Source organism: Ochrobactrum sp. XJ1 (assembly GCF_024701725.1).
Lineage (GTDB): Bacteria > Pseudomonadota > Alphaproteobacteria > Rhizobiales > Rhizobiaceae > Brucella > Brucella anthropi.
On sequence record NZ_VDGD01000007.1, the window covers coordinates 119,546 to 140,504 of the forward strand.

The window sequence follows — 20,959 nt, forward strand, 5'->3', positions numbered from 1 at the left end:
ATATCAGGGATAACCGAAGCTTTGCCTCGAAACCCGGCATGCAATATCGCCATGCCGGGCCATTTGCTGCCCGCATGGTGTTACCATGAAAGGGAATGGCAAATATGGACATCCGGTTATTTGTGCTGGCGCTGGCAACCTTCGTTACCGGCACCGCCGAGAACATTATCGTCGGCATTCTTCCGGGCATCGCACCCGGTTTGAATGTCTCAGTCAGTGCTGCTGGGCAGCTCACATCAATCTTCTCGATTACCTTTGCGCTTACCGCTCCAATGGCACTCGTTCTCACAACGCGCTTCGAACGGAAAGCCATCCTCGTCTTCGCCTTGGGCGTTTTCGTCGCAAGCAATATCATCGCGAGCATTAGCTCCAATTATGCTGTCCTGTTTATCGCGCGCATCGGCATGGCCTCCGCAAGTGCAGTCGTCTGCCTGATTGCCACCATGCTGGCGACAGAGCTGGTTAGTCCCGCAATGCGCGGACGCGCCATCGGGATCATATTCATGGGTATAAGCGGATCGATGGTGGCCGGTGTCCCCACGGGAATGATTGTCAACGATTGGCTGGGCTGGCGTGCGGTCTTCCTGTGCCTGGCACTGGCGGCAGCTTTGGTGCTGCTCCTGTCGTTGCTTTCCCTGCCCCGTGCAGGACGAAGCCTGCGTGGCTTGCCACCTTATATGCCGCACCTGAAATCCTTTCGGCTGGTATCAGCACAATTGGTTTCCATCCTGATGATCGGCGGTCATTTCGTCTTGTTCGCCTATCTGTCACCCTATCTTCTGGAGGCTGTCCACATCTCTTCACAGAAAGTCATCTGGGCGATGGTGGCGTTCGGCATGGCCGGAATGACAGGCGGTTATCTCGGTGGTTTGCTCGTCGACAAGTTGTCGCCTCGGCTGGCTATCGTGCTGACGCCGCTCCTCTATTTGACGGCGTTAGCAACGATACCACTTGCAACAGGGTCCAGCACTATTTTCGGCGCGGTACTGATGATCTGGGCTTGTATCAGCTGGATGATATCACCCGTCGTTCAGAGCTTTCTCATCACGACCGATCCCGCAACGGCAGATGCCGGTGTCGGGATCAATCTATCTGCCATGCACATAGGCGTAGCGCTTGGCACGGCCACGGGCGGACTTGCTTTACGGCACTGGCACTTGCAAGCCCTGCCGTGGATCGGATGCATTCTGGTCGCGCTTTCCTTACTGTGTGCCCTTAACGCTTCCCGATATTTTGCAGGTCGTAAGGCGTCGATTGATACATCTCGTTGATCCAGTTTCCAAACAGAAGATGCGCGTGGCTGCGCCAGCGGTTTTCCGGCTGGCGCGTCGCGTCATCTCCGGGGAAATAGTTCGCTGGAACCTTTGTTTCAGGCTGAGCCTGAATGTCGCGGAAATACTCATCGGCAAGCGACGTTGTGTCGTACTCCACGTGATTGAACATATGCAGCGCGCGATGACGTGGATCGTCCAGCAGGCAAAGGCCCGTTTCCGGACTATCGACCAAAACCTTCAGCTCACTCTCGGCTGGAATGTCGCTCTTGCGCACTTCGGTCCAGCGTGAAACCGGGATTTTGAAATCATCCGAGAACCCGCGAAGGTAGGGAGACGACGGCGCAAGATTGCGCTGGCTATAGACGCCCGACGCCTTGCCCGGCAGCTCGTACTTGCCCATGCCGTGGAAATGATGGACCGCAGCCTGTGCGGCCCAGCATATATTCAGTGACCGGTGCACATGGGTCTGCGTCCAATCGAAGACACGCTGCATCTCATCCCAATAGGTGACTTCCTCGAACTCGAGGCGTTCGACCGGAGCACCGGTGATGACAAAACCGTCAAAGCGTTGGTCCCGCACCTCTTCCCACGGCTGGTAGAACGACAACATGTGATCGGCAGGCGTATGGCGCGCCACATGGTTGGTGATACGAACAAGAGTTAGCTCGACCTGCAGCGGTGTCGCGCCAAGCAGACGCGCAATCTGCGTCTCTGTCGTGACCTTGTTCGGCATCAGATTGAGAAGGCCGATCTTCAGCGGACGAATATCCTGACGAATGGCATCTGCTTCGCGCATGACCATGACGCCCTCGGCCTGGAGAACACTGGTTGCTGGCAGATCGTCAGGAATTTTAATCGGCATGTCGCGTCGGTCCCTAGTTTATGTTGGGGGAGGACGCGAGTGGCTTTATCCGTATATTTGCCGGTTTGGCCACATCCTCTCTTTACAGAGAGTACCACCTTGCCCGGAGAGGCAGGTTGGCGTTGGGCGTCTCCCCAACTCTTGATGTGATGTCACTTCTACTCAAACTCTTTCGGAGTGGCAATAGGGTTTAAGTGTCGCCTTAAAGTGTATGAGAAATTTCCATTTCTTTTGCCGATCAGTTTATGAATGTTGCACTCAGCGACTTACAAAATTTGGAATGAACGTCCTTCAAATTTTTTCTATGGCGGCTTTCAACGCGCTTACACGCTGAACTGATGTCCGAAATGATTGTTCTGCGGCAAAACCGAAAGCGATAGCGCGAGAATCCTTCTCTTCGACCGGGACACGGCATGAAGCATGAATCTCTGCCGCGCCCGTTGCCTCCACGATCCGTCTCGCATTCTCCGCGTTGACGCCGCTGCCGGGCATGATGCGGATTCGGCCACCAGCCAACTCAGCCAGCACCCGCAGATTATCCAACCCCTTTTCCGCAGTTTGTGACAGACCAGACGTCAGAATGCGCTCGAAGTCGAGTGCAATTGCTTGCTGTACGGCAATCTCCATATTCGGAACGAGATCGAATGCGCGATGAAGCGTCGTTCCAAGGCCTTTTGCTTCTGCAACCAGTCTTTCCAACATGGCGACATCAAGAGAACCGTCGCTCAGCGAAGCTCCAATGACAACACCGGCCAAACCGGCATTTCTGGCATTACGAATATCCGACACCATGATGGCTTCATCTTCTGTCGAAAAGCAGAAATTGCCCGCGCGCGGTCTGATCATTGCGTAAACCGGGATTGGCGCTTTCAAGGCAAGCTCCATCAATCCCAGCGAAGGCGTCAAACCACCAAGCTCAAGCGCAGAACAGAGCTCGATACGATCCGCACCACCTTCTATTGCCGACCGCAACCCTTCGGCGCTATCTACGCAGACTTCAAGTAACACGCTCACGTCTGATGCCCCAATATTGCGGCCCCAACCAAACCGCCATCACTGCCGAATACACCCGGAACGACCAATGGCTGGTTCATTTTCCGCAAAATTCTGGCCCTGACGGCCGTATCAAGTGCGGAGATCAATTCGGAAGCAGTAGCAAGTCCACCACCAACCGGAATAATCGACGTGCCTGTTATGTTGACGACGGCTGCAAGCGGATCGGCAACCAGCTGGAGATAAGCGGTAATCGTCCGTCTCGCCTCCGGTCTGCCTTCCAGCCATTCCTGCAGGACCGCATGGCTACTCGCATCTATACCGTTCAAAAACTGGTGCAGTTTTTCGATCCCGCGCGCGCCGCCAATCGTATCGACGCAACCGCTCTGGCCGCAGCCGCAATCGAAGCGAGGAACCGACACTGTTTGTCCGTCTATTTCTACATACGTGTTGAGGATCGGGCCATGCCCCCATTCGCCAGTCAAACCGGCTTTACCGCGAACCAATCGACCGTCGATAACAAGCCCGCCGCCAACACCTGTGCCCAGCACTGCGCAAAAAACTATGTCGTGCCCCTTACCGGCCCCTTCGATAGCTTCTGCAAGGGCCAGACAATCAGCATCATTGGCGGCGATCACCTGTCGCTCCAATCGCTCGCCGAGTTCAAGGCTTAATCTGTGATCGGTGATGCAAGGAATGTTCGCCGAGAAAGCGGAACTTGTTACTGGATCAACCAATCCAGCGATGGAAAGTGCAAGTGGCCCCACCTCGTCCGATGCGCGGGTTCGAAGCACAGTTTCCAATGCGCCCCCGAACTCATCCCAACTGCTTGCAGGGGTCGGCAACTTTTCAAGAAGTTCGATGTGTCCCGGATGTACAGAGCGGGCCAGCCGAATGAAGGACCCACCAACATCCGCGGCAAAAACAGTACCTGCCTGCCGAGACTGACGCATCCTTCTGTCGTGCATGATCGATCTTCCGCCGATACGTTTCGATGGTCCAACCAATCATCGCAAATGTATCGGCAGTCAATCGCAAGGCGCAATTATCCTACGGTTTTGGCGCCACGAGCGAGATGTTCACACCTTGCGGATCCTTGCATTGAACAACCCATTCCCCGTTCGGCACTTCCATCGGCTCTTGCAAAACCGCTCCGCCGAGAGACTTGACCCGGCTGGCAGCATTCTTCACGCCATCGACCATGAAATAGAAACCCCAGCCAACAGGAGTGCCGGGAGGTGCGGTCATGATACCGCCGTGATCGGCGCCATCGACACTGAACACCTTGTAATTGCCCATAGGCCCCATGTCGAAATTTCGTGAGAGCTTCCAGCCGAAAACTTTCTCATAGAACGGAAATACCGTCTCGCAGTTTTGAGCATACAGTTCATGCCAGCCCGGATGCCCCGGTTTGCGCGAACCGAAGTCAGCCGGTGGCGGCATGTCGTCTTTCGGTTCAAAAAGTGCAAAGATACCACCTTGCGGGTCCGAAACGATCGCAAACCGTCCAATGTCCGGGATATCCTGCGCTGCTCTGAGCACCTTGCCACCTTCAGCTTCAACCTTTTTGGCATATTCGTCTGCATTTGCGACACCGACATAACCGATCCAGCCGGGTTCGCCTCCGCAATCTTCCTTTGGCATATCCGCCATCGACATCATGCCTGCAATCATGCATCCGGGCACTTCGAACAATGTATATTTCATGCCGGGAACCCCGGCATCTTTCGCTGTCCAGCCGACAACTTTTGTATAAAAATCCTGTGCGTTGTCAGTATCTGTTGTCATAAGTTCGTACCAGACGAACGGAGAAGAGCCGTTTTTCATTGAAAGTACTCCCTTGGATTTATTTTACGGTTGAATGATCAGCCGCAGCAGCTGTGCTTGGAAGCCTGTGCTTCATACTCATCATGCCGTTTGACGAAATGCATCGTGCCATTTTCATTCCGGCCCTTGGGGGCTCGGTCGAGGATCATCAAAGTGCCTATCCACTCCTCGATGCCTCGGGCATAGCTGGAATAGGTGTGATAGATGGCACCGCTTTCGTCCTTGTAGAAAGCGCTCATGCCGGGCAGCTCATCAAAAGCATCTTCTGCAGCCAGCTTGTCGAAATTGTAGAAAACGCGGTTATTCTCGAGTTCATCCTTGGTAAAGGAGACGTGGTAATCGAAGTTGAAATCACTGCCTTCTGACGAAACCCATGGGAAATGCCAGCCCATCCGCTTCTTATAGGCTTCCAGCTTTGCCAGAGGCCCGCGCGAAACGGCAACTAGCGTGACGTCGTGATTGTTGAGATGAGTCACGGCACCATCAAGATTGTCGGCAAGGAACGAACATCCGGTGCAACCTTGATCCCAGTCGGGTCCGAACATGAAATGGTAGATCAGCAACTGGCTACGCCCGTCGAACAGTTCGGAAAGCGACTTCCGACCCGAAGGCGTATCGAATGCATAATCCTTATCAACCTTCACCCATGGCAGTGCCTGCCGCTCACGATTGACCTTGTCGCGCAGATGGGTGGCTTCTTTTTCACTTGCCAGAAGCGCACGTCGCGCCTCAAGCCAAACTTCTCGGGATACGACCTCATTCATGGTGCAAGCCCTCCTCCGGCTTTTGCTCCCTGTCTATGCCCAGATATCAATGTTCCCGCTTGACGATTTACATTGATATCAATATTAATAAGTCATGTCAAATAGCCTCGATGTACCTTTTGAAACAACACTTCTGGTTCGTGATACCTGCCTTTGCTTGCATGTTCAGCGCGCCGCACGTGCGCTCGCCCGCCGCTTTGACGACGCTCTGCGTCCAGTTGGGCTGACCAACGGTCAATTCTCGCTGATGATGTCGCTCAATCGCCCGTCACCGCCGCCAATGAAGCCGGTGGCAGAACTGTTGGCCATGGATCAGACGACTTTGACCGCAGCGTTGAAGCCATTGCAACGGCAAGGTTGGGTGGAGATCGTTATCAACCCGAAGGACAGGCGCGAGCGTTTATTGCAACTCACGCCTGAGGGAAAAGCAGCTCTTGCTGCAGCGGTGCCGATATGGAAGGCCACACATGCGGATATCGAGAAGCAGCTCATAAGCGGCAACGGTGATGACGTCCGCCGCGACTTGCTGGTTCTGTCGTCAGCCTAATGGCTGAAGGGGCGCTTTTCGCGCCCCTGCCCAACAACTTATTTGTTTTTCTTCTTTGGCTTGAATTCCTTGTCGTAAACCTCTTCCGCCATACGCCGGAGCGAACGCCCGATAGCGGCATATTCATACTCATTGAGGTTCGCCAGCGAGATACGCCCTGCAGGCTGCAAAGTACCGAAGCCAGTGCCCGGAAGCATAACAATGCCGGTTTCATCTGCGATACGGAAAAGCAATTCTGTTGGAGAGATATTCTTCTTCACCCAGGCCGCGAAATCATCGCCATAGAGGCGGCGAACGATATCCTCCAGATCGAGCAGCGTATAATAATCGACTTCATTCTCGTCGGACTGTGGTTCCAGCCCAAGCTCGCGGTAAAGCGCCGCTTCACGGTGACGGATCAACTTCTTGAGTTCGGCCTTGTAGGAATCCTTTTCGTCCATCAGACCGAAAAGCGAGAACAGAACCATCTGCACTTGCTGCGGCGTTGATAGCCCTGCTGTGTGGTTAAGCGCGACAGTGCGGCTGTCGGCAACAAGCCTGTCAATAAACTTCAGTTTTGAGACATCCGGCGTTAGTGAGGAATAGCGCTCATTCATTTCCTTCTTCGCCGATGACGGGAGGTTCTTGAGCTTTTCATCCAGAAGATTGTCCTTCTGCATGGCGACAACACCAAGACGCCAGCCGGTTGCTCCGAAGTACTTGGAAAAAGAATAGACGAGCATTGTATTGTAAGGGCAGATCGCAAAGAGCGACTTGAAGTCATCTGCAAAAGTGCCGTAGACGTCATCCGTCAAGATCATGAGATCGGGACGCTTTTCCTTGACGATCCGCGCGATTTGCTCAAGGCCGCGTTGATCCATCTTGACCGACGGCGGGTTGCTCGGATTGATCAGGAAGAAGACCTTGACCGACTTGTCGAGCAGCTTGTTCAGCTCCGCTTCCGGATATTGCCAGCCCTGGTGCGGGTCGGCATTGATGTGCACTTCTTTCAACCGATAATTGTTCAGTTCCGGTATTTCGATGTAGGGCGTGAAAGCTGGCATGCCGATGGCGACTGTATCGCCTTCATCAAGTATCTTGTTCTGTTTCAGCGTGTCGAAAATATAGGTCATGGCAGCAGTTCCGCCTTCGACCGCGAATATATCGAGTTTATCGGAACTCATGTAACCGCCGATCATCTCGCGCACGAGATAATGCTTCACGATCTCTTCGCTGATCTTCAGCATGCGCGGTGGAACCGGATAGTTACACCCAAGAATGCCTTCCACCATTTCATGCAGATATTCTGATGGGGAAAGGCCCAGCTGATCGCGTACATAAGACAGTGCACGCCCGAGAAACTTCACCCCGGGCTGGTCGCCATTATCTGAAAGAAATCTCTGGAAACGCCCTTCAATTCCCTCGACTTTCGGCAAACCGCCCACGCTTGTCGACATATAGGAATAGGAAAGTTCGGCTTCTGCGACTGCAAATAGCCCCAGCCGCAGAAAGGCACGACGTGGTAAGGTGGCAAGAAAGTTCGGATTGCCGCGCCCGGCGTTCAGCATGGTCAGATCAGCTTTGCTTGAAGCCAGCTGGATCAGTGCGTCCTTGAGTTCGAACGGGCTTAGCTTTGCATATTTGCTATAATCAGTCTTCGCCATGATCTACTCCTCAGGAGAAAGCGACCACCAACGGCCCGAGCAATGTCAAAAAGACATTGGCAAGCGCATAGGTGATTGCGAACGGGGTGGTAGGAATGGAATTGCCTGCCTTGTCGAGCACTTCGCCGAAGGCAGGATTTGCGCTGCGCGACCCGGAAAGAGCGCCAGCAAATATAGCCACATTGTCATATTTCAGCACGTAACGGCCAAAGAACATCGTGATGATCAGCGGCAGAATGGTTACGACCACACCGATCAGGAAAATGGTGAGACCGCTGCTGATAATTGTCTGCACGGCCTGCAGACCTGATTGGAGGCCGACAACTGCAACAAAGCCAGCGAGGCCCAAATCGCGCAGCAATGTGGAGGCACCCGTCGGCATGTTGCCGATGGTCATGTTCCGGCTGCGATACCAACCGAAGAGCAGACCTGACAGAAGCGCTCCGCCGCCGCTGCCGAGTGTCAGCGGTATCGAACCAATGCGCACGACAGCCAGACCAATCAGAAGACCGAATGCGATACCAAGACCATGAAACACGAAATCGGTCTTGTCACTCGGAACGATCACCGGACCGATAGACTTCGCCGCACGCTGCAAATCCTGATCGGTTCCGTAGAGTGAAACGACATCGCCAGCACTGATGACCGTATCAGGTTGCAGCGGCAAAGGCTTGTCGGCACGTTTGACACCGATAACATAGACGCCATGGCGCAGTTCAGAGCTTATATTCTCCTTGATCGCAGCAACGGTCTTGCCGACATAATCCGGTGAAGTGATCGTCACGTCACGGATTTGCACGACGACATCCATGCCTTCAGAAGATTGCAATTCGGTGCCGATCTTGTTGCCAGAAGCGACAACGCCTGAGCGCCTGCCGGCCACAAGAACGATGTCGTCCCTTTCCAGATGGAGATTGGGTGCGAGGCCGATGATCTTGCCAGCACGTTTGACCCGTTCAATGGTTATGGCGTCTTCAACAGAGGTCATCGCCTCAATCTGGGCCACGGTCTTTCCTGATGCCTGTTCCACCTTATAGATGCGCCCCACAAGATCAGGAGCTGCTTCGCTTTCGCCCTGCCCCAAGACCCTTATGCCAGCCAAAAGTTCGGCTTCCGCCTTGATGGCATCGTCGCGGATAGTGCGTCCCATGAATTTCGGCAGCAGATTGACGCAGACAATGATCGCTCCGAAGGAACCGAAAATATAGGTCACAGCATATCCAACAGCGACATTGGCCTGCAATCGCTGTACTTCGTCAGCTGCCAGACCAAGCTTGGAAATGGCCGAACTTGCCGTTCCGATGATTGCAGATTGCGTCAGCCCACCTGCTGCGATACCCGCCGCAAGACCTTTGTCCAAACCGAATATGCGCGCCATGATGACGACGGTCGCGAGACCGCTGATAGCGAGCACCGCGGCCATTGCGATCTCACGCAAGGATTGCCGCCCGAGTGATCTAAAGAATTGCGGACCACTTTCGAAACCGACCGCATAAATAAAAAGGGCGAAGAGCAGAGCCTTCACCCCATTATCGATCTGAACGCCCACCTGGCTGATTATCACCGCGACAAGCAGTGACCCGGCAACCCCTCCTAACTGGAACTTGCCGAAGTGTATCTTGCCGACCGCATACCCGCCGGCCAGGGAAAGGAACAAAGCAATTTCGGGTGCCTGCTGAAATATTGCCTGAAGCCAATGCATCCGTCCCTCCAAGCTCCGATAACAACCTAGGGTTAGCTAGAGCGGAAACACCAAAGACAAGAGGCCGCAAACACAAAATGTTAAAAGAAATGACAGCAAACACAAGATCGCTCAAAAAGTTGAAAGTGCTTTCTGGAATTGTTCTATTCTGGAACGGAGACAATCTCTTTACACCGTTCTGTGATGAAAACTTAAAATAGATCAATATCGGGGTAAGATGTCTGGAAAAAGCAGGACACAGACATAAAATATGTCTGACGACGATCCTCCTCTTGCAACAGGGTGATTGACGAGCATTTTAAGGATGAAAGCAGGCTGAAGTAATGAGTGAAAAGCGAGCCCCCCATCTCGTTGTCGTCGGCGCCGGTTTTGGCGGATTGCAACTGATCCACGATCTTAGAAACGTCGACGTGCGAATAACGCTGATCGATCAGCGTAATCATCACCTGTTCCAGCCGCTTCTCTATCAGGTTGCAACAACTATCCTGGCCACGTCCGAAATTGCCTGGCCGATCCGGCATCTGTTCAAAGATCGCAAGGAAGTGACCACGCTATTGGGCACAGTCACCGATGTTGACACCGAGCACCGTCAGGTGCTGCTCGAAAACGGCACCGAAATTTCGTACGACATGCTCGTACTCGCCACCGGAGCACGACACGCCTATTTCGGCAATGATCAGTGGGAGGCGCTAGCACCCGGACTGAAGGCGCTTGAGGACGCAACCACCATTCGCCGTCGCCTGCTTCTCGCCTTTGAGCGTGCAGAACGTGAAAGCGATGAAGCAAAGCGGCAAGCATTGTTGACATTTGCCATCGTGGGTGGCGGGCCGACGGGCGTTGAACTAGCAGGCATTATCGCTGAGTTGGCCAAGCAAACCATATGGCCGGAGTTTCGCAATATAGACACGCGGCAGACACGCGTGATGCTGCTTGAAGCCGGTCCGCGCATTCTGGCGGCGTTTCCAGAAGACCTGTCCAGTTATGCGTTGAAAGCGCTCGAAAAACTGGGGGTGGAAGTACGGCTCGGAATTCCGGTCAAGGACATCACAGCCGAGGGCGTGACTGTCGGCGAAGAGTTCATTCCATGCCGGACGGCAATCTGGGCAGCAGGCGTGGCTGCCTCTCCAGCTGCGACGTGGCTCAACGCCGAGAGTGACCGAGCGGGGCGCGTAAAGGTGTTATCCAACCTCAATGTACCTGGCCATGAGGATATCTTCGTCATTGGTGATACCGCATGGGTCGAGGGACCGGACGGCAAGCCGGTTCCGGGTATTGCCCCTGCCGCCAAGCAGCAAGGTGCCTATGTTGCGAAGGTCATCAAAAGCCGCATTGAAGGAAAGACCCCACCGATGCCATTCCGTTATAAGCATCAGGGCAATCTTGCGACCATCGGCAGAGGCGCCGCTGTGGTCGATATGGGGCGCTTCAAGCTCAAGGGACTCATCGCCTGGTGGTTCTGGGGCATTGCGCACATCTTCTTCCTTATTGGAACGCGAAGCCGTGCCGCCGTCGCCTGGAGCTGGCTCTGGACTTACATCTCCGGCCAGCATAGCGCCCGGTTGATAACGCAAGGCAAACCTGTAGAACGCTAGATGGAAGACGGCCCGCCAGAAGCGGGCCATTTCTCTTACTGTCTGACGTGCTGATATGGCGTTATTCGGCAGGTTCCATCTGCGGAACAAGGTCTGTGACAACAGGCGTTCCGTTCATCGCTGCGGCCAACTTGTCGGTGTCGAGTTCATTTTCCCAACGTGCCACGACGATGGTTGCGACCGCGTTGCCAACGAGATTGGTCAGAGCGCGGCATTCTGACATGAAGCGGTCGATACCGAGGATCAGGGCCATGCCCGCGACTGGAACGGCTGGAACGACGGACAGTGTCGCCGCAAGCGTGATGAAACCGGCACCCGTAATGCCTGCTGCACCTTTTGAGCTCAGCATTGCCACCAGTAGAAGCAGTATCTGATCACTCAGTGACAGTGGAATATCCGTCGCCTGCGCGATGAAGAGGGCTGCCAGCGTCATGTAGATATTTGTGCCGTCGAGATTGAACGAATAGCCCGTCGGAATGACGAGGCCAACGACAGAGCGCTTGCAGCCAGCCTTCTCCATCTTGTCCATCAGCGCGGGAAGTGCGGCTTCAGACGAAGATGTGCCCAGAACCAGCAGCAGCTCTTCCTTGATATAGCGGATAAGCGCGAGGATCGAGAAGCCATTGTAACGGGCGACAGCTCCCAGAACGACAAGCACGAACAGCAGGGCCGTGAGATAGAATGTGCCGATCAAAAGCGCGAGATTGGCAATCGAGCCGATGCCGTATTTGCCGATGGTGAATGCCATGGCACCGAAAGCCCCGATTGGAGCGGCCTTCATGAGGATCGAAACCAGCTTGAAAACGGGTGCTGTCAGGACGTGAAGAAAATCGGTGACAGGCTTGCCCTTGTCGCCGACCAGAGCCAGCGCAATACCAAACAGAACCGAGAAGAACAGCACCTGCAGAATGTCGCCGTCTGCGAATGCTCCAACAATCGTTGTCGGGATGATGTTGCTCAGAAAGCCGGTGATGGTCTGCTCATGTGCCTTGGCGGCGTAGTTGGCAACGGCCTTCGGATCAAGCGAAGCCGGGTCGATGTGCATCCCGGCGCCCGGCTGCACGACGTTGGCGACGATAAGCCCAATAATTAAGGCAAGCGTCGAAAACGTCAGGAAGTAGATCATTGCCTTACCGGCAACGCGACCGACCTTTTTCATGTCGGTCATTCCGGCGATGCCGGTTGCAACGGTCAGGAAGATGACAGGCGCGATAATCATCTTCACGAGCTTGATGAACGCATCGCCAAGCGGCTTCAACTGCGTGCCCAGCTCGGGATAAAAATGGCCAAGCAGAATACCGGCAGCAATAGCCACCAATACTTGTACATAAAGATGCTTATAAAAGGGGATTGGGCCGCGCGGCGCAGCCGCGGCACCTGTCGGTACTGCAATCATGATGTCCTCCGTTCGGCTCAGTCCGGAACCTGTCCAGCCTCCCAAGCCTTCAGTCTCGAATTCCAGCGGTCCCAGCCGCTGCTGAACTAATTGATTGCAATGTCCGTGCCAGTTTGGAGATAGATCACTAACGTGTTGTTTTCTTTAAATTTGTGAGTTTTCGCATCGAAGTAAATCTAGCAGAAGTGCGATTATCCGCACATTTGGATTTCCTATTTGTGTGAAATATTGCACAATGAGAGCAATGAGTTCGAACCCCTCCCCAGCGGACAGCCGCACCCGACCCACAAACATCAACCGACGGACATGGGCGTTGTTCGGATTGTTTTGGGCTGCGGTTTTCGCGCTTGCATTCTGGGTCGTCGGCGACATGGCACGAGACAAGGCCGTCCTCGCATTAAGCGAGCAGACAAGGATCGATGCCAACCTCAACACTGCGTTGTTGCGCGCTGTTCTCGACAAGCAACGTGCTTTGCCTCTGGTGCTGTCAAAGGATAAGGCGCTGGAAGCTGCATTACTGGACAAAACAGCCACAACAATCGATCCCTTGAATGAGAAACTCGAAGCATTGGCGGATGGGACACAAGCGGCCGTCATTTATCTTGTCGGCATGGACGGCATTGCCATCGCGGCAAGCAACTGGCGCGGACCAACGAGTTTTGTCGGCAACGACTACAAGTTTCGCCCCTATTTTCACAACGCTTTGAAAAACGGGGATGCAGAGTACTTTGCGCTCGGCAATGTCAGCAATCGCCCCGGTCTTTACATATCCCGTCGCATCGATGGCCCAAGCGGTCCGTTGGGGGTGATCGTTGTCAAGCTGGAGTTCGACAGGCTGGAAAGTGACTGGAACAATGCCGGACGACCGACCTTCGTGACGGATGAACGAAATATCGTTCTGATTACAAGCTTGCCGTCCTGGCGTTTCATGACCATTAGCTCGATCAATCAGGAGCAGCTTCAGTCTATCCGCGATAGCCTGCAGTTTGGTGACGCGCCACTTAAACCCTTGCCCCTGTCGATCAAGTCAATTGACGGCGAGGATGTACAGTTGATTGATGCGCTGCTGCCCGGCAATGCGCGCAATACCGACTTTCTCGCAATCCGTTCGATCGTGCCTTCCACTCCCTGGCAGATGTACAGTCTCGCGCCAATTCGCCCGCAGATTCCTTCCGCCATTCGTGAATCCCGGTTGTTCACCTTTATCATCCTTTCAGCTATCGCAATGGTTGCCGGACTTCTTCTACGTCGCAGGCAGAAAATCGCGACACGCATCGCCAATGCACAGCGTACACAGATAGAACTGGAAGAACGCGTGGAAGAGCGCACCCGCGATCTCAGTCTGGCACGCGACAGACTGCAAGCTGAGATCAGCGACCATCGTCGCACCGAAACAATGCTGCAAGGGGTGCAGCAGGACCTCGTGCACGCCAATCGCCTGGCCATCATGGGGCAAGTAGCGGCTGGCGTGGCGCATGAAATCAACCAGCCCGTCGCAACTATTCGCGCCTATGCAGACAACGCAAAAACCTTCATCGAACGGAAATGCCTTTCCAACGCAACCGAAAACCTCAGTGAAATCGCCGCATTAACAGACCGCATAGGTACAATCACGGGTGACCTTAAAGCACTTGCCCGCAAGGGACGTACTCCTTCCGAACCGACTTCGCTCAGTCAGGTCATTTCGGGTGCGCTGGTACTGTTGCGAAGCAGGTTCTCTGGGCGCATGGATCAGCTCGATATCGCACTACCACCGCCGGAACTGCAAGTTATCGGTCATTCAATCCGGCTGGAACAGGTTTTCATCAACCTGTTCCAGAATGCACTGGAAGCCATTGATTTAAAACAGAATGATGGAAAAATAGAAGTCCGCACTCATGTAGATCGTGACAAAGTCATCATATTGGTTTCCGACAATGGACCGGGTATGCCGCAGCATATTCGCGACAATCTGTTTTCGCCTTTCAATACATCGAAGGAAAAAGGTCTCGGTCTAGGTCTTGTGATCGTCAAGGAGATCGTCACTGACTATGGCGGGACCATCTCTGCCGAAAGTAATGCCGCAGGCACGTCTTTCCGTATTGAACTGAGAAAAGCATGATGGACAAGTCACCCTTCGTTATCCTTGTCGACGATGACAAGGCCCTCCGCCGCGCCACTCGTCAAACGCTTGAGCTTGCCGGTTTCGAGGTTGCTGATTTTCCAAGCGCACTGGATGCGTTGAACAGCGTTACTTTTGAGTATGATGGCGTTGTTGTTACCGATGTCCGCATGCCGCAGATCGACGGTCTCCAATTCTTTGCCCGGATCAAAACCATTGACCCCGATTTGCCAGTAATCCTGATTACTGGCCACGGTGATATTCCGATGGCGGTGCAAGCCATTCAGGACGGTGCCTATGATTTCATCGCCAAGCCGTTTGCAGCCGACAGGCTCGTGCACAGCATCCGTCGTGCATGGGAAAAGCGACAGCTTATCGTTGAAAACCGCGCCTTACGCGAAGCCGCCGAGAATGTGGAGGGCGATCTGCCGTTGATCGGCCAGACACCGGCGATGGAAAATCTGCGCCGTACCTTGCGCGATATAGCCGATACGGATGTTGATGTGCTCGTGGCTGGTGAAACTGGCAGTGGCAAGGAAGTCGTCGCACAGTTGCTGCACAACTGGGGCCATCGTCGCAAAGGCAATTTCGTAGCACTCAACTGCGGGGCCTTGCCCGAAACGGTGATTGAAAGCGAACTGTTCGGTCACGAGGCAGGTGCTTTCACGGGAGCTCAGAAAAAGCGGCTCGGACGGGTTGAACATGCAAGTGGTGGCACGCTGTTTCTCGATGAAATTGAAAGCATGCCTGCAGCAACGCAAGTGAAACTGCTGCGCGTCCTTGAGATGCGCGAAATCACTCCACTCGGCACGAATGAGGTTCGCCCGGTCGATCTGCGGGTTGTGGCTGCAGCAAAGATCGACCTCGGTGACCCCGCCCAGAGAGGCGACTTCCGTGAGGACCTCTATTACCGGCTGAATGTCGTCACGCTTTCCATCCCGCCGCTGAGAGAAAGACGAGACGACATTCCGTTGCTTTTCGCACATTTCCTGACGCGAGCGTCGAAACGCTTCAATCGCGATGTGCCCGCTATCGATGCAGCGACACACCGACATCTCATGAACCATAGCTGGCCGGGAAATGTCCGCGAGTTGGCACATTTTGCCGACCGCGTAGCGCTTGGCGTTGCGAAACCGGCTCACTTGCTGCAATCGATGGTCGGCAATCAAGAAACACTTCCAAAACGGCTCGAGCGCTACGAAGAAACGCTTATCCGCGAAACGCTTGCCGCCCATAATGGCAATGTTCAGGAAACGATTGAGGCGCTCGGTATTCCGCGAAAGACCTTTTACGATAAGATGCAGCGTCATGGCATCAATCGCGCGGACTATCGCGCCAACGGCGATTGAAGTTCATCTGCCATCTGTCTGGGAGGACCACGATGACCTTGAAACTCTACCTTCATCCCTTTTCGTCATACTGCCAAAAAGCGATAACCGCCTTCTATGAAAAGGACATAGCTTTCGAAGCAAGAATTCTTGATGGTACGGAACCGGTAGCGAGCGAGTTCAACGCCGTTTGGCCCTTCGGTAAATTCCCCGTGCTAACGCATAATGGAAAACTGGTGTTTGAAGCGACCGGTATCATCGAGTATCTCGACGCCACCCATCCCCACACCAGACAACTGATCCCATCGGACCCGCTTGTCAGCGCGGACGTGAGAATGTGGGATCGTTTCTTCGATAATTACATAAACTACCCGCAGCAACGCCTCGTCTATATCGCACTTGGTCGCGAGCATGACGACGGGGGCAACCGCTGGCGAGCAGCCTTCGATACAGCCTATGCGTTTCTGGATCGACATATGGAAGGGCGCAAATGGGTCTCGGGGGATGATTTCAGCCTTGCCGACTGCGCTGCGGCGCCTGCCCTGCTCTACGCAGACTGGACCTATGCCATTCCCGAAAAATTCGCCAATGTGTGGACCTATCGCAAACGTCTGCTTGCACGGCCGAGCTATGCCCGCGCACTCGATGAAGCGCGACCATTCCGTCATCTGTTTCCGTTAGGAGCGCCCGAAGAAGGTAGGGACTGACAGCCTATCGCGGCGAAGCGATCAACTGTCCCGTAGAAGTGTGCTGCATGACTTCCATCGGAATGCCATAGATTTCCTCCAGGCGTTCTGGCACCATAATTCCCTTAGGCGTGGATTGTGCGATCAATCTGCCGCTGTGGAGTGCAAACACTTCATCGCAAAAGCGTGCGGCCATATTGACATCATGCAAGACGACGAAGACGCTCAGGTCCCTTTCGTGTGACAGCTTACGCACAAGCGAGAGAACTTCGATCTGGTGCGCGATATCCAGCGCCGAAGTCGGTTCATCAAGCAGAAGGCATTCCGCATCCTGAGCAACCAGCATGGCGAGCCAGACGCGCTGACGCTCACCGCCCGAAAGGGTGTCGACCAATCGGTCCGCGAAGGCTCCGATCCCGGTCAGTTCGATGGCTTCTTCCACCTTCTGACGGTCTGTTACACCGAAGCGCCCAAGAGCACCGTGCCAGGGGTAACGCCCCAAAGCGACAAGTTCCCTGACCAGCATGCCTGCCGCAGGTGCAGTCTGCTGTGGCAGATAGGCAAGCTTACGCGCAAACTCACGGTCACCCCAATCACCAAGCGCCTTACCCGCAAAGCGTACAGTCCCGCCGGACACTGGCTGCTGCCGAGCCAAAATTTTCAGAAGTGTTGATTTGCCTGAACCATTATGCCCGATAAGCGCTGTCAGACTTCCCACCGGTATCGACATCGTCAGCGGTTGCAACAGGATGCGCCCGGCGGCTGAAAAGGTGACATTCTCGAGTTCGAACAGAGCGGAGGTCATCATTCTCATTCCTGATTTTGGTCCACTCTAGGGTCAGGACCTAGATATCTGCCCTGCAATAAAGCAGTTCATCGAAGGTTGATAGCAAAATATGAGAAAGATATACATGTTTTGAGAAACACCATCGGGAAGAAGAGTTTGGGCTTCCATCCGCATATGAAAAGTCACATTGAAGACGTCAGCTTACTGGACGATCTCCATTATCGCGTTTGGAATGGCGCAATAGCCGACGTATGGTCGGTCGATTGCGGACCAGGCGCACGTGGAGAATATGTTTCGGAAGCGCCGCGCCTTTTTCTTGTGCTTGAAAGCCGAGGGGAACTGGCAATCCGCCCCGAACAAACCAACCATACGCTGGCGAGTGTTCAACCGCGGCAAAGGCTTTGCTACGTCCCTGCTGGCATGACGATCTGGAGCCGCGTAACACGTCCGGGAAAACTAAAGCATCTCGATCTGCATTTCGATATTGCTGCCCTACAACAACGCTTCGGTCACGTACTGGACAAAAGTAGCATCGAAAAGCCTCGCCTGTTCTTTTCGAACTCGAAGATCGAACAGATTGGTTCCTTGCTGGCCGAAGAATGCATTTCAAAAGCACCGATGCATGACCTTTATGGAGAGGGCCTGCTAACCGCACTTGTAACAGAACTCTTTGAAGCGCAGTTGGAACAAAGGACACTTAACAGCAAGCTTTCACCGCGACAGCTTCGCCGCGTTACTGAATTCATGGAGGATAATTACGCGCGCGTTATCCGCCTTCAAGAACTGGCAACGCTCGCCGGATTGTCCGAATCCTATTTCTGCAGCGCCTTCAAGGCCTCGACAGGCGTTTCACCGCACGCCTGGCAGATGCGGAAGCGCATTGATCAAGCGCAGATGCTGCTTCTGCAACCAAACGTGTCCCTACCCCATATCGCAGCTCTCACGGGCTTCGCCGATCAGGCGCATTTCACCCGTGTTTTCAAGAAACTGACCGGCACTACGCCTGCCGCCTGGGTCAGACAACACCAACAGTAAACCCAGCGCGAGCGATATTTGAGGACATTTTACATTAGCCAAAGATCATTCAATTGGGCGAAATAACGAACAATCTTCTAGCAATATCTTGATGTAAATACTCATATTAATTCGCAATGCGTTGCAGCGCTGACGCATTCGCCGTACCTGGCTGTTGTCTTATCGGACGTTGGCAAGTTGGGTCAGATATAGGATTTCTCAAGGGGCTTGCACCGAATGACCACATCGATAAAGCAACACTTCCTGATGCTGCTGGCCGGCAACGCAGCATTTGCGTTTCTGCCGCTTTCGACAACCTACGCGCAAGAGACTAACAATACAGTTCGCCTTGACACGGTTGTCGTACAGACGGGAAATGGTCGTAGTGATGAGGGTATTGCGCCGGTAAACGGCTTTGTTCCAACAGTAACGACAACCGGCTCGAAAGACAGCGTTGCCATCGAAAAGATTCCACAATCCGTATCAGTTGTAGGGCGCAAGCAGATGGATGCCATCGGCGCGCAAAAGCTGGACGAAGCATTGCGCTATACGCCAGGTGTGCTCGGACAGCCTTTCGGTGTCGATAACGATACCGACTGGCTCTATATTCGCGGTTTCGAAGCCACCCAATACGGCACCTATCTCGACGGTTTGCAGAACTTCAGCTACGGCTTCGGTGGTTTCCTGATCGATAGCTTTGGCATTGAACGTATCGACGTTCTGCGTGGTGCATCGTCTGCCCTTTACGGCGGGTCCAATCCGGGCGGCATTGTCAACTATATCAGCAAGCGTCCGACCGACGAGCGGCTGCGATATCTAGAAACGGGCGTCAATAGTTACGGTAATGCCTATCTTGGCTTCGACATCGGCGACAAAGCCAGCGATACGGTCAATTACCGTGTGAACGGCAAGATTCAGGGTGGCGATAATTATACAGACTTCGCCAAGGAATTTCGCGGCGTCATCTCGCCAAGCATTGAATACAAGCCGGACGAAGCGACGAAGCTGACCATTCTCGGCAACTATACCCATCTTGATCTGACCCACGATGGCGGAGGCTTTCTTCCCTACTACGGCACTGTCGTTCCAACCGAGTTCGGCAAGATTTCGCGCAAGCGAAATTTCACCGAGCCCGACATTGATTCCTACGAGCGCGAGCAGGCCTCCATCGGCTATGAATTCGAGCATCAGTTCGACAATGACTGGACTGTACGGCAGAACGTTCGCTATGGTTTTTCACATGTGAAAGAACACACCCTTTACGCCTATGGTTATGAAGGTTTCTTGCCGCAGCCGGCACCAGGAAATCCGAACATTGCGCGCATCAATTTCAGGCACGATACGACGGTCAATACCTTCCTTGCCGGCAACCAGCTTGAGGGAACAGTCGAGACCGATGCTCTGACACACAATCTTCTGTTTGGTGTCGAGTACCGTTATTTCCGTATTGAACAGATGCAGCAGACCGGCGGGGCGACTGTTATCGATGGTTTCAATCCGGTATATGGTGAACCACAGGGCCCGATGTTCGACCCTTATATCGATCAGGATCTGCGACGTCACCAGATCGGCATTTACGCACAGGATCGAGTAGAGTTCGGCGACGGCTGGATCGCAACATTCAACGGTCGCTACGACTATGTCAAAACTGACGCGGCAGGATTGCCGAGCTACGAATATAACAAGGGCAAAGCTTCAGGCCGCGCTGGACTGGGCTACGAGTTCGACAATGGCATAACGCCTTATGTCAGCGTCGCGACCTTCTTCAATCCGATCATCGAAACGCTGGCAGATGGCAGCTATGCTCAACCGGAGACGGGAACACAGTATGAAGTGGGCGTCAAATACCGTCCGGAATTGTTCGACGGCTTGATCACCGCTTCACTGTTTGATTTGACCAAGGAGAATGCCCTCACTGGCTCCAGCTTCGCGCGTGAGCAGCTTGGCAAGGTCAACTCGCGCGGTTTCGAACTGGAAGTTCAGGCCAATATCACCGATGCTTGGAAAGTGACTGCTTCGGTTACTGCCTACGACCTGAAAATCAAAGAGAATGACAGCAACCCCGATATTATCGGCAATCGTCCTTACCTCTTGCCGGAACAACAGGCCTCCGTCTTTGTCGAGTACAAGGTGCCAGACGGTGCTTTTCAAGGGGTGACGCTCGGCGGCGGTGTACGCTACCTCGGTTCCTCTTATGCCGATGAGGAAAATACACTCAAGGTGCCAGCTGTGGCGCTTGCCGACCTGAAGCTCGGTTACGAAAAAGACAATTGGGGGGTCGACCTCAACGTCACCAATCTGTTCGACAAGAACTATGTCGCTGGTTGTCAGGGCATTTATGTCTGCGGCTATGGTGAAGGGCGTAAAGCGCTACTCAAGGTCCACACCAAGTGGTGATTTTGAGATTGAATACCAAAGAGTGCCACGGTTGTGGCACTCTTTG

The 20,959-nt window shown here is 53.9% G+C and carries 17 protein-coding genes and 1 riboswitch; of the genes, 8 read left to right on the plus strand and 9 right to left on the minus strand.

Translation table 11 applies throughout. The annotated features are described in order from the left end of the window. The first annotated feature begins 95 nt into the window (after positions 1-95). A complete protein-coding gene (locus FG152_RS14150) occupies positions 96-1,271 on the plus strand; it encodes an MFS transporter (RefSeq protein WP_010658689.1) in 1,176 nt (391 codons plus the stop codon). Here the strand turns inward: FG152_RS14150 and metA are convergent. The 5 genes from metA to FG152_RS14175 form a co-directional block, all read right to left on the minus strand. Continuing rightward, positions 1,216-2,136: a homoserine O-acetyltransferase MetA gene (gene metA, locus FG152_RS14155; RefSeq protein ID WP_010658688.1), complete on the minus strand. Its 921-nt coding sequence runs from the start codon at positions 2,134-2,136 to the stop codon at positions 1,216-1,218. The genes FG152_RS14150 and metA overlap by 56 nt on opposite strands. A gap of 43 nt (positions 2,137-2,179) precedes the next feature. Continuing rightward, positions 2,180-2,289, minus strand: a riboswitch (SAM-I-IV-variant riboswitch). A gap of 138 nt (positions 2,290-2,427) precedes the next feature. Then, entirely contained in the window at positions 2,428-3,150 is a 723-nt protein-coding gene (locus FG152_RS14160) for a copper homeostasis protein CutC (RefSeq protein WP_029375939.1), read from the minus strand. Beyond that, positions 3,147-4,097: an ROK family protein gene (locus FG152_RS14165; protein WP_050897424.1), complete on the minus strand. Its 951-nt coding sequence runs from the start codon at positions 4,095-4,097 to the stop codon at positions 3,147-3,149. Before FG152_RS14165 ends, FG152_RS14160 begins: the two co-directional genes overlap by 4 nt. Positions 4,098-4,179: 82 nt before the next feature. Further along, the gene (locus FG152_RS14170; RefSeq protein ID WP_498986928.1) at positions 4,180-4,956 is read right to left on the minus strand and encodes a VOC family protein; all 777 of its coding nucleotides are present in this window, start codon (positions 4,954-4,956) and stop codon (positions 4,180-4,182) included. A gap of 38 nt (positions 4,957-4,994) precedes the next feature. Further along, the gene (locus FG152_RS14175; RefSeq protein ID WP_010658684.1) at positions 4,995-5,720 is read right to left on the minus strand and encodes a DUF899 domain-containing protein; all 726 of its coding nucleotides are present in this window, start codon (positions 5,718-5,720) and stop codon (positions 4,995-4,997) included. Positions 5,721-5,814: 94 nt separating this feature from the next. Here FG152_RS14175 and FG152_RS14180 point away from each other — a divergent pair, with 94 nt between their 5' ends. Then, positions 5,815-6,267 (plus strand): MarR family winged helix-turn-helix transcriptional regulator, encoded by a 453-nt coding sequence (locus tag FG152_RS14180; protein WP_010658683.1) that lies wholly within the window; start codon positions 5,815-5,817, stop codon positions 6,265-6,267. A gap of 38 nt (positions 6,268-6,305) precedes the next feature. On the opposite strand, the gene FG152_RS14185 is transcribed toward FG152_RS14180, so the two are convergent. Both FG152_RS14185 and aspT read right to left on the minus strand, forming a co-directional pair. Further along, entirely contained in the window at positions 6,306-7,910 is a 1,605-nt protein-coding gene (locus FG152_RS14185; protein WP_010658682.1) for a bifunctional aspartate transaminase/aspartate 4-decarboxylase, read from the minus strand. A 10-nt stretch (positions 7,911-7,920) separates the two neighbouring features. Continuing rightward, entirely contained in the window at positions 7,921-9,612 is a 1,692-nt protein-coding gene (gene aspT, locus FG152_RS14190) for an aspartate-alanine antiporter (protein ID WP_010658681.1), read from the minus strand. 323 nt (positions 9,613-9,935) lie between these two features. On the opposite strand from aspT, the gene FG152_RS14195 reads away from it, so the two are divergent. After that, complete coding sequence (locus tag FG152_RS14195; protein ID WP_010658680.1) at positions 9,936-11,204, plus strand: NAD(P)/FAD-dependent oxidoreductase; 1,269 nt, start codon at positions 9,936-9,938, stop codon at positions 11,202-11,204. A 61-nt stretch (positions 11,205-11,265) separates the two neighbouring features. On the opposite strand, the gene FG152_RS14200 is transcribed toward FG152_RS14195, so the two are convergent. Next, complete coding sequence (locus FG152_RS14200) at positions 11,266-12,600, minus strand: dicarboxylate/amino acid:cation symporter (RefSeq protein ID WP_010658679.1); 1,335 nt, start codon at positions 12,598-12,600, stop codon at positions 11,266-11,268. Between the two features lie 235 nt (positions 12,601-12,835). Between FG152_RS14200 and FG152_RS14205 the strand changes: the two genes are divergently transcribed. The 3 genes from FG152_RS14205 to FG152_RS14215 are packed head-to-tail and all read left to right on the plus strand — an operon-like array spanning position 12,836 to position 16,736. Further along, on the plus strand, positions 12,836-14,701 hold the full coding sequence (locus tag FG152_RS14205) for a sensor histidine kinase (protein ID WP_498986934.1): 1,866 nt from the start codon (positions 12,836-12,838) through the stop codon (positions 14,699-14,701). Beyond that, positions 14,701-16,050 (plus strand): sigma-54-dependent transcriptional regulator, encoded by a 1,350-nt coding sequence (locus tag FG152_RS14210; protein WP_010658677.1) that lies wholly within the window; start codon positions 14,701-14,703, stop codon positions 16,048-16,050. Before FG152_RS14205 ends, FG152_RS14210 begins: the two co-directional genes overlap by 1 nt. A gap of 32 nt (positions 16,051-16,082) precedes the next feature. Continuing rightward, positions 16,083-16,736, plus strand: coding sequence for a glutathione S-transferase family protein (locus tag FG152_RS14215; protein ID WP_010658676.1), 654 nt, complete (start codon positions 16,083-16,085; stop codon positions 16,734-16,736). A gap of 4 nt (positions 16,737-16,740) precedes the next feature. Here the strand turns inward: FG152_RS14215 and FG152_RS14220 are convergent, their stop codons facing one another. Further along, positions 16,741-17,520 carry an ATP-binding cassette domain-containing protein gene (locus FG152_RS14220; protein ID WP_010658675.1) on the minus strand — a complete coding sequence of 260 codons (780 nt, stop codon included), beginning with the start codon at positions 17,518-17,520 and terminating at the stop codon, positions 16,741-16,743. Positions 17,521-17,676: 156 nt separating this feature from the next. Between FG152_RS14220 and FG152_RS14225 the strand changes: the two genes are divergently transcribed. Together FG152_RS14225 and FG152_RS14230 are read left to right on the plus strand one after the other, a co-directional pair. Further along, positions 17,677-18,537, plus strand: a complete 861-nt coding sequence (locus tag FG152_RS14225) for a helix-turn-helix domain-containing protein (protein WP_226622719.1) — start codon at positions 17,677-17,679, stop codon at positions 18,535-18,537. 216 nt (positions 18,538-18,753) lie between these two features. Next, a complete protein-coding gene (locus FG152_RS14230; protein ID WP_036563453.1) occupies positions 18,754-20,913 on the plus strand; it encodes a TonB-dependent siderophore receptor in 2,160 nt (719 codons plus the stop codon). The last annotated feature ends 46 nt before the right edge of the window (positions 20,914-20,959 follow it).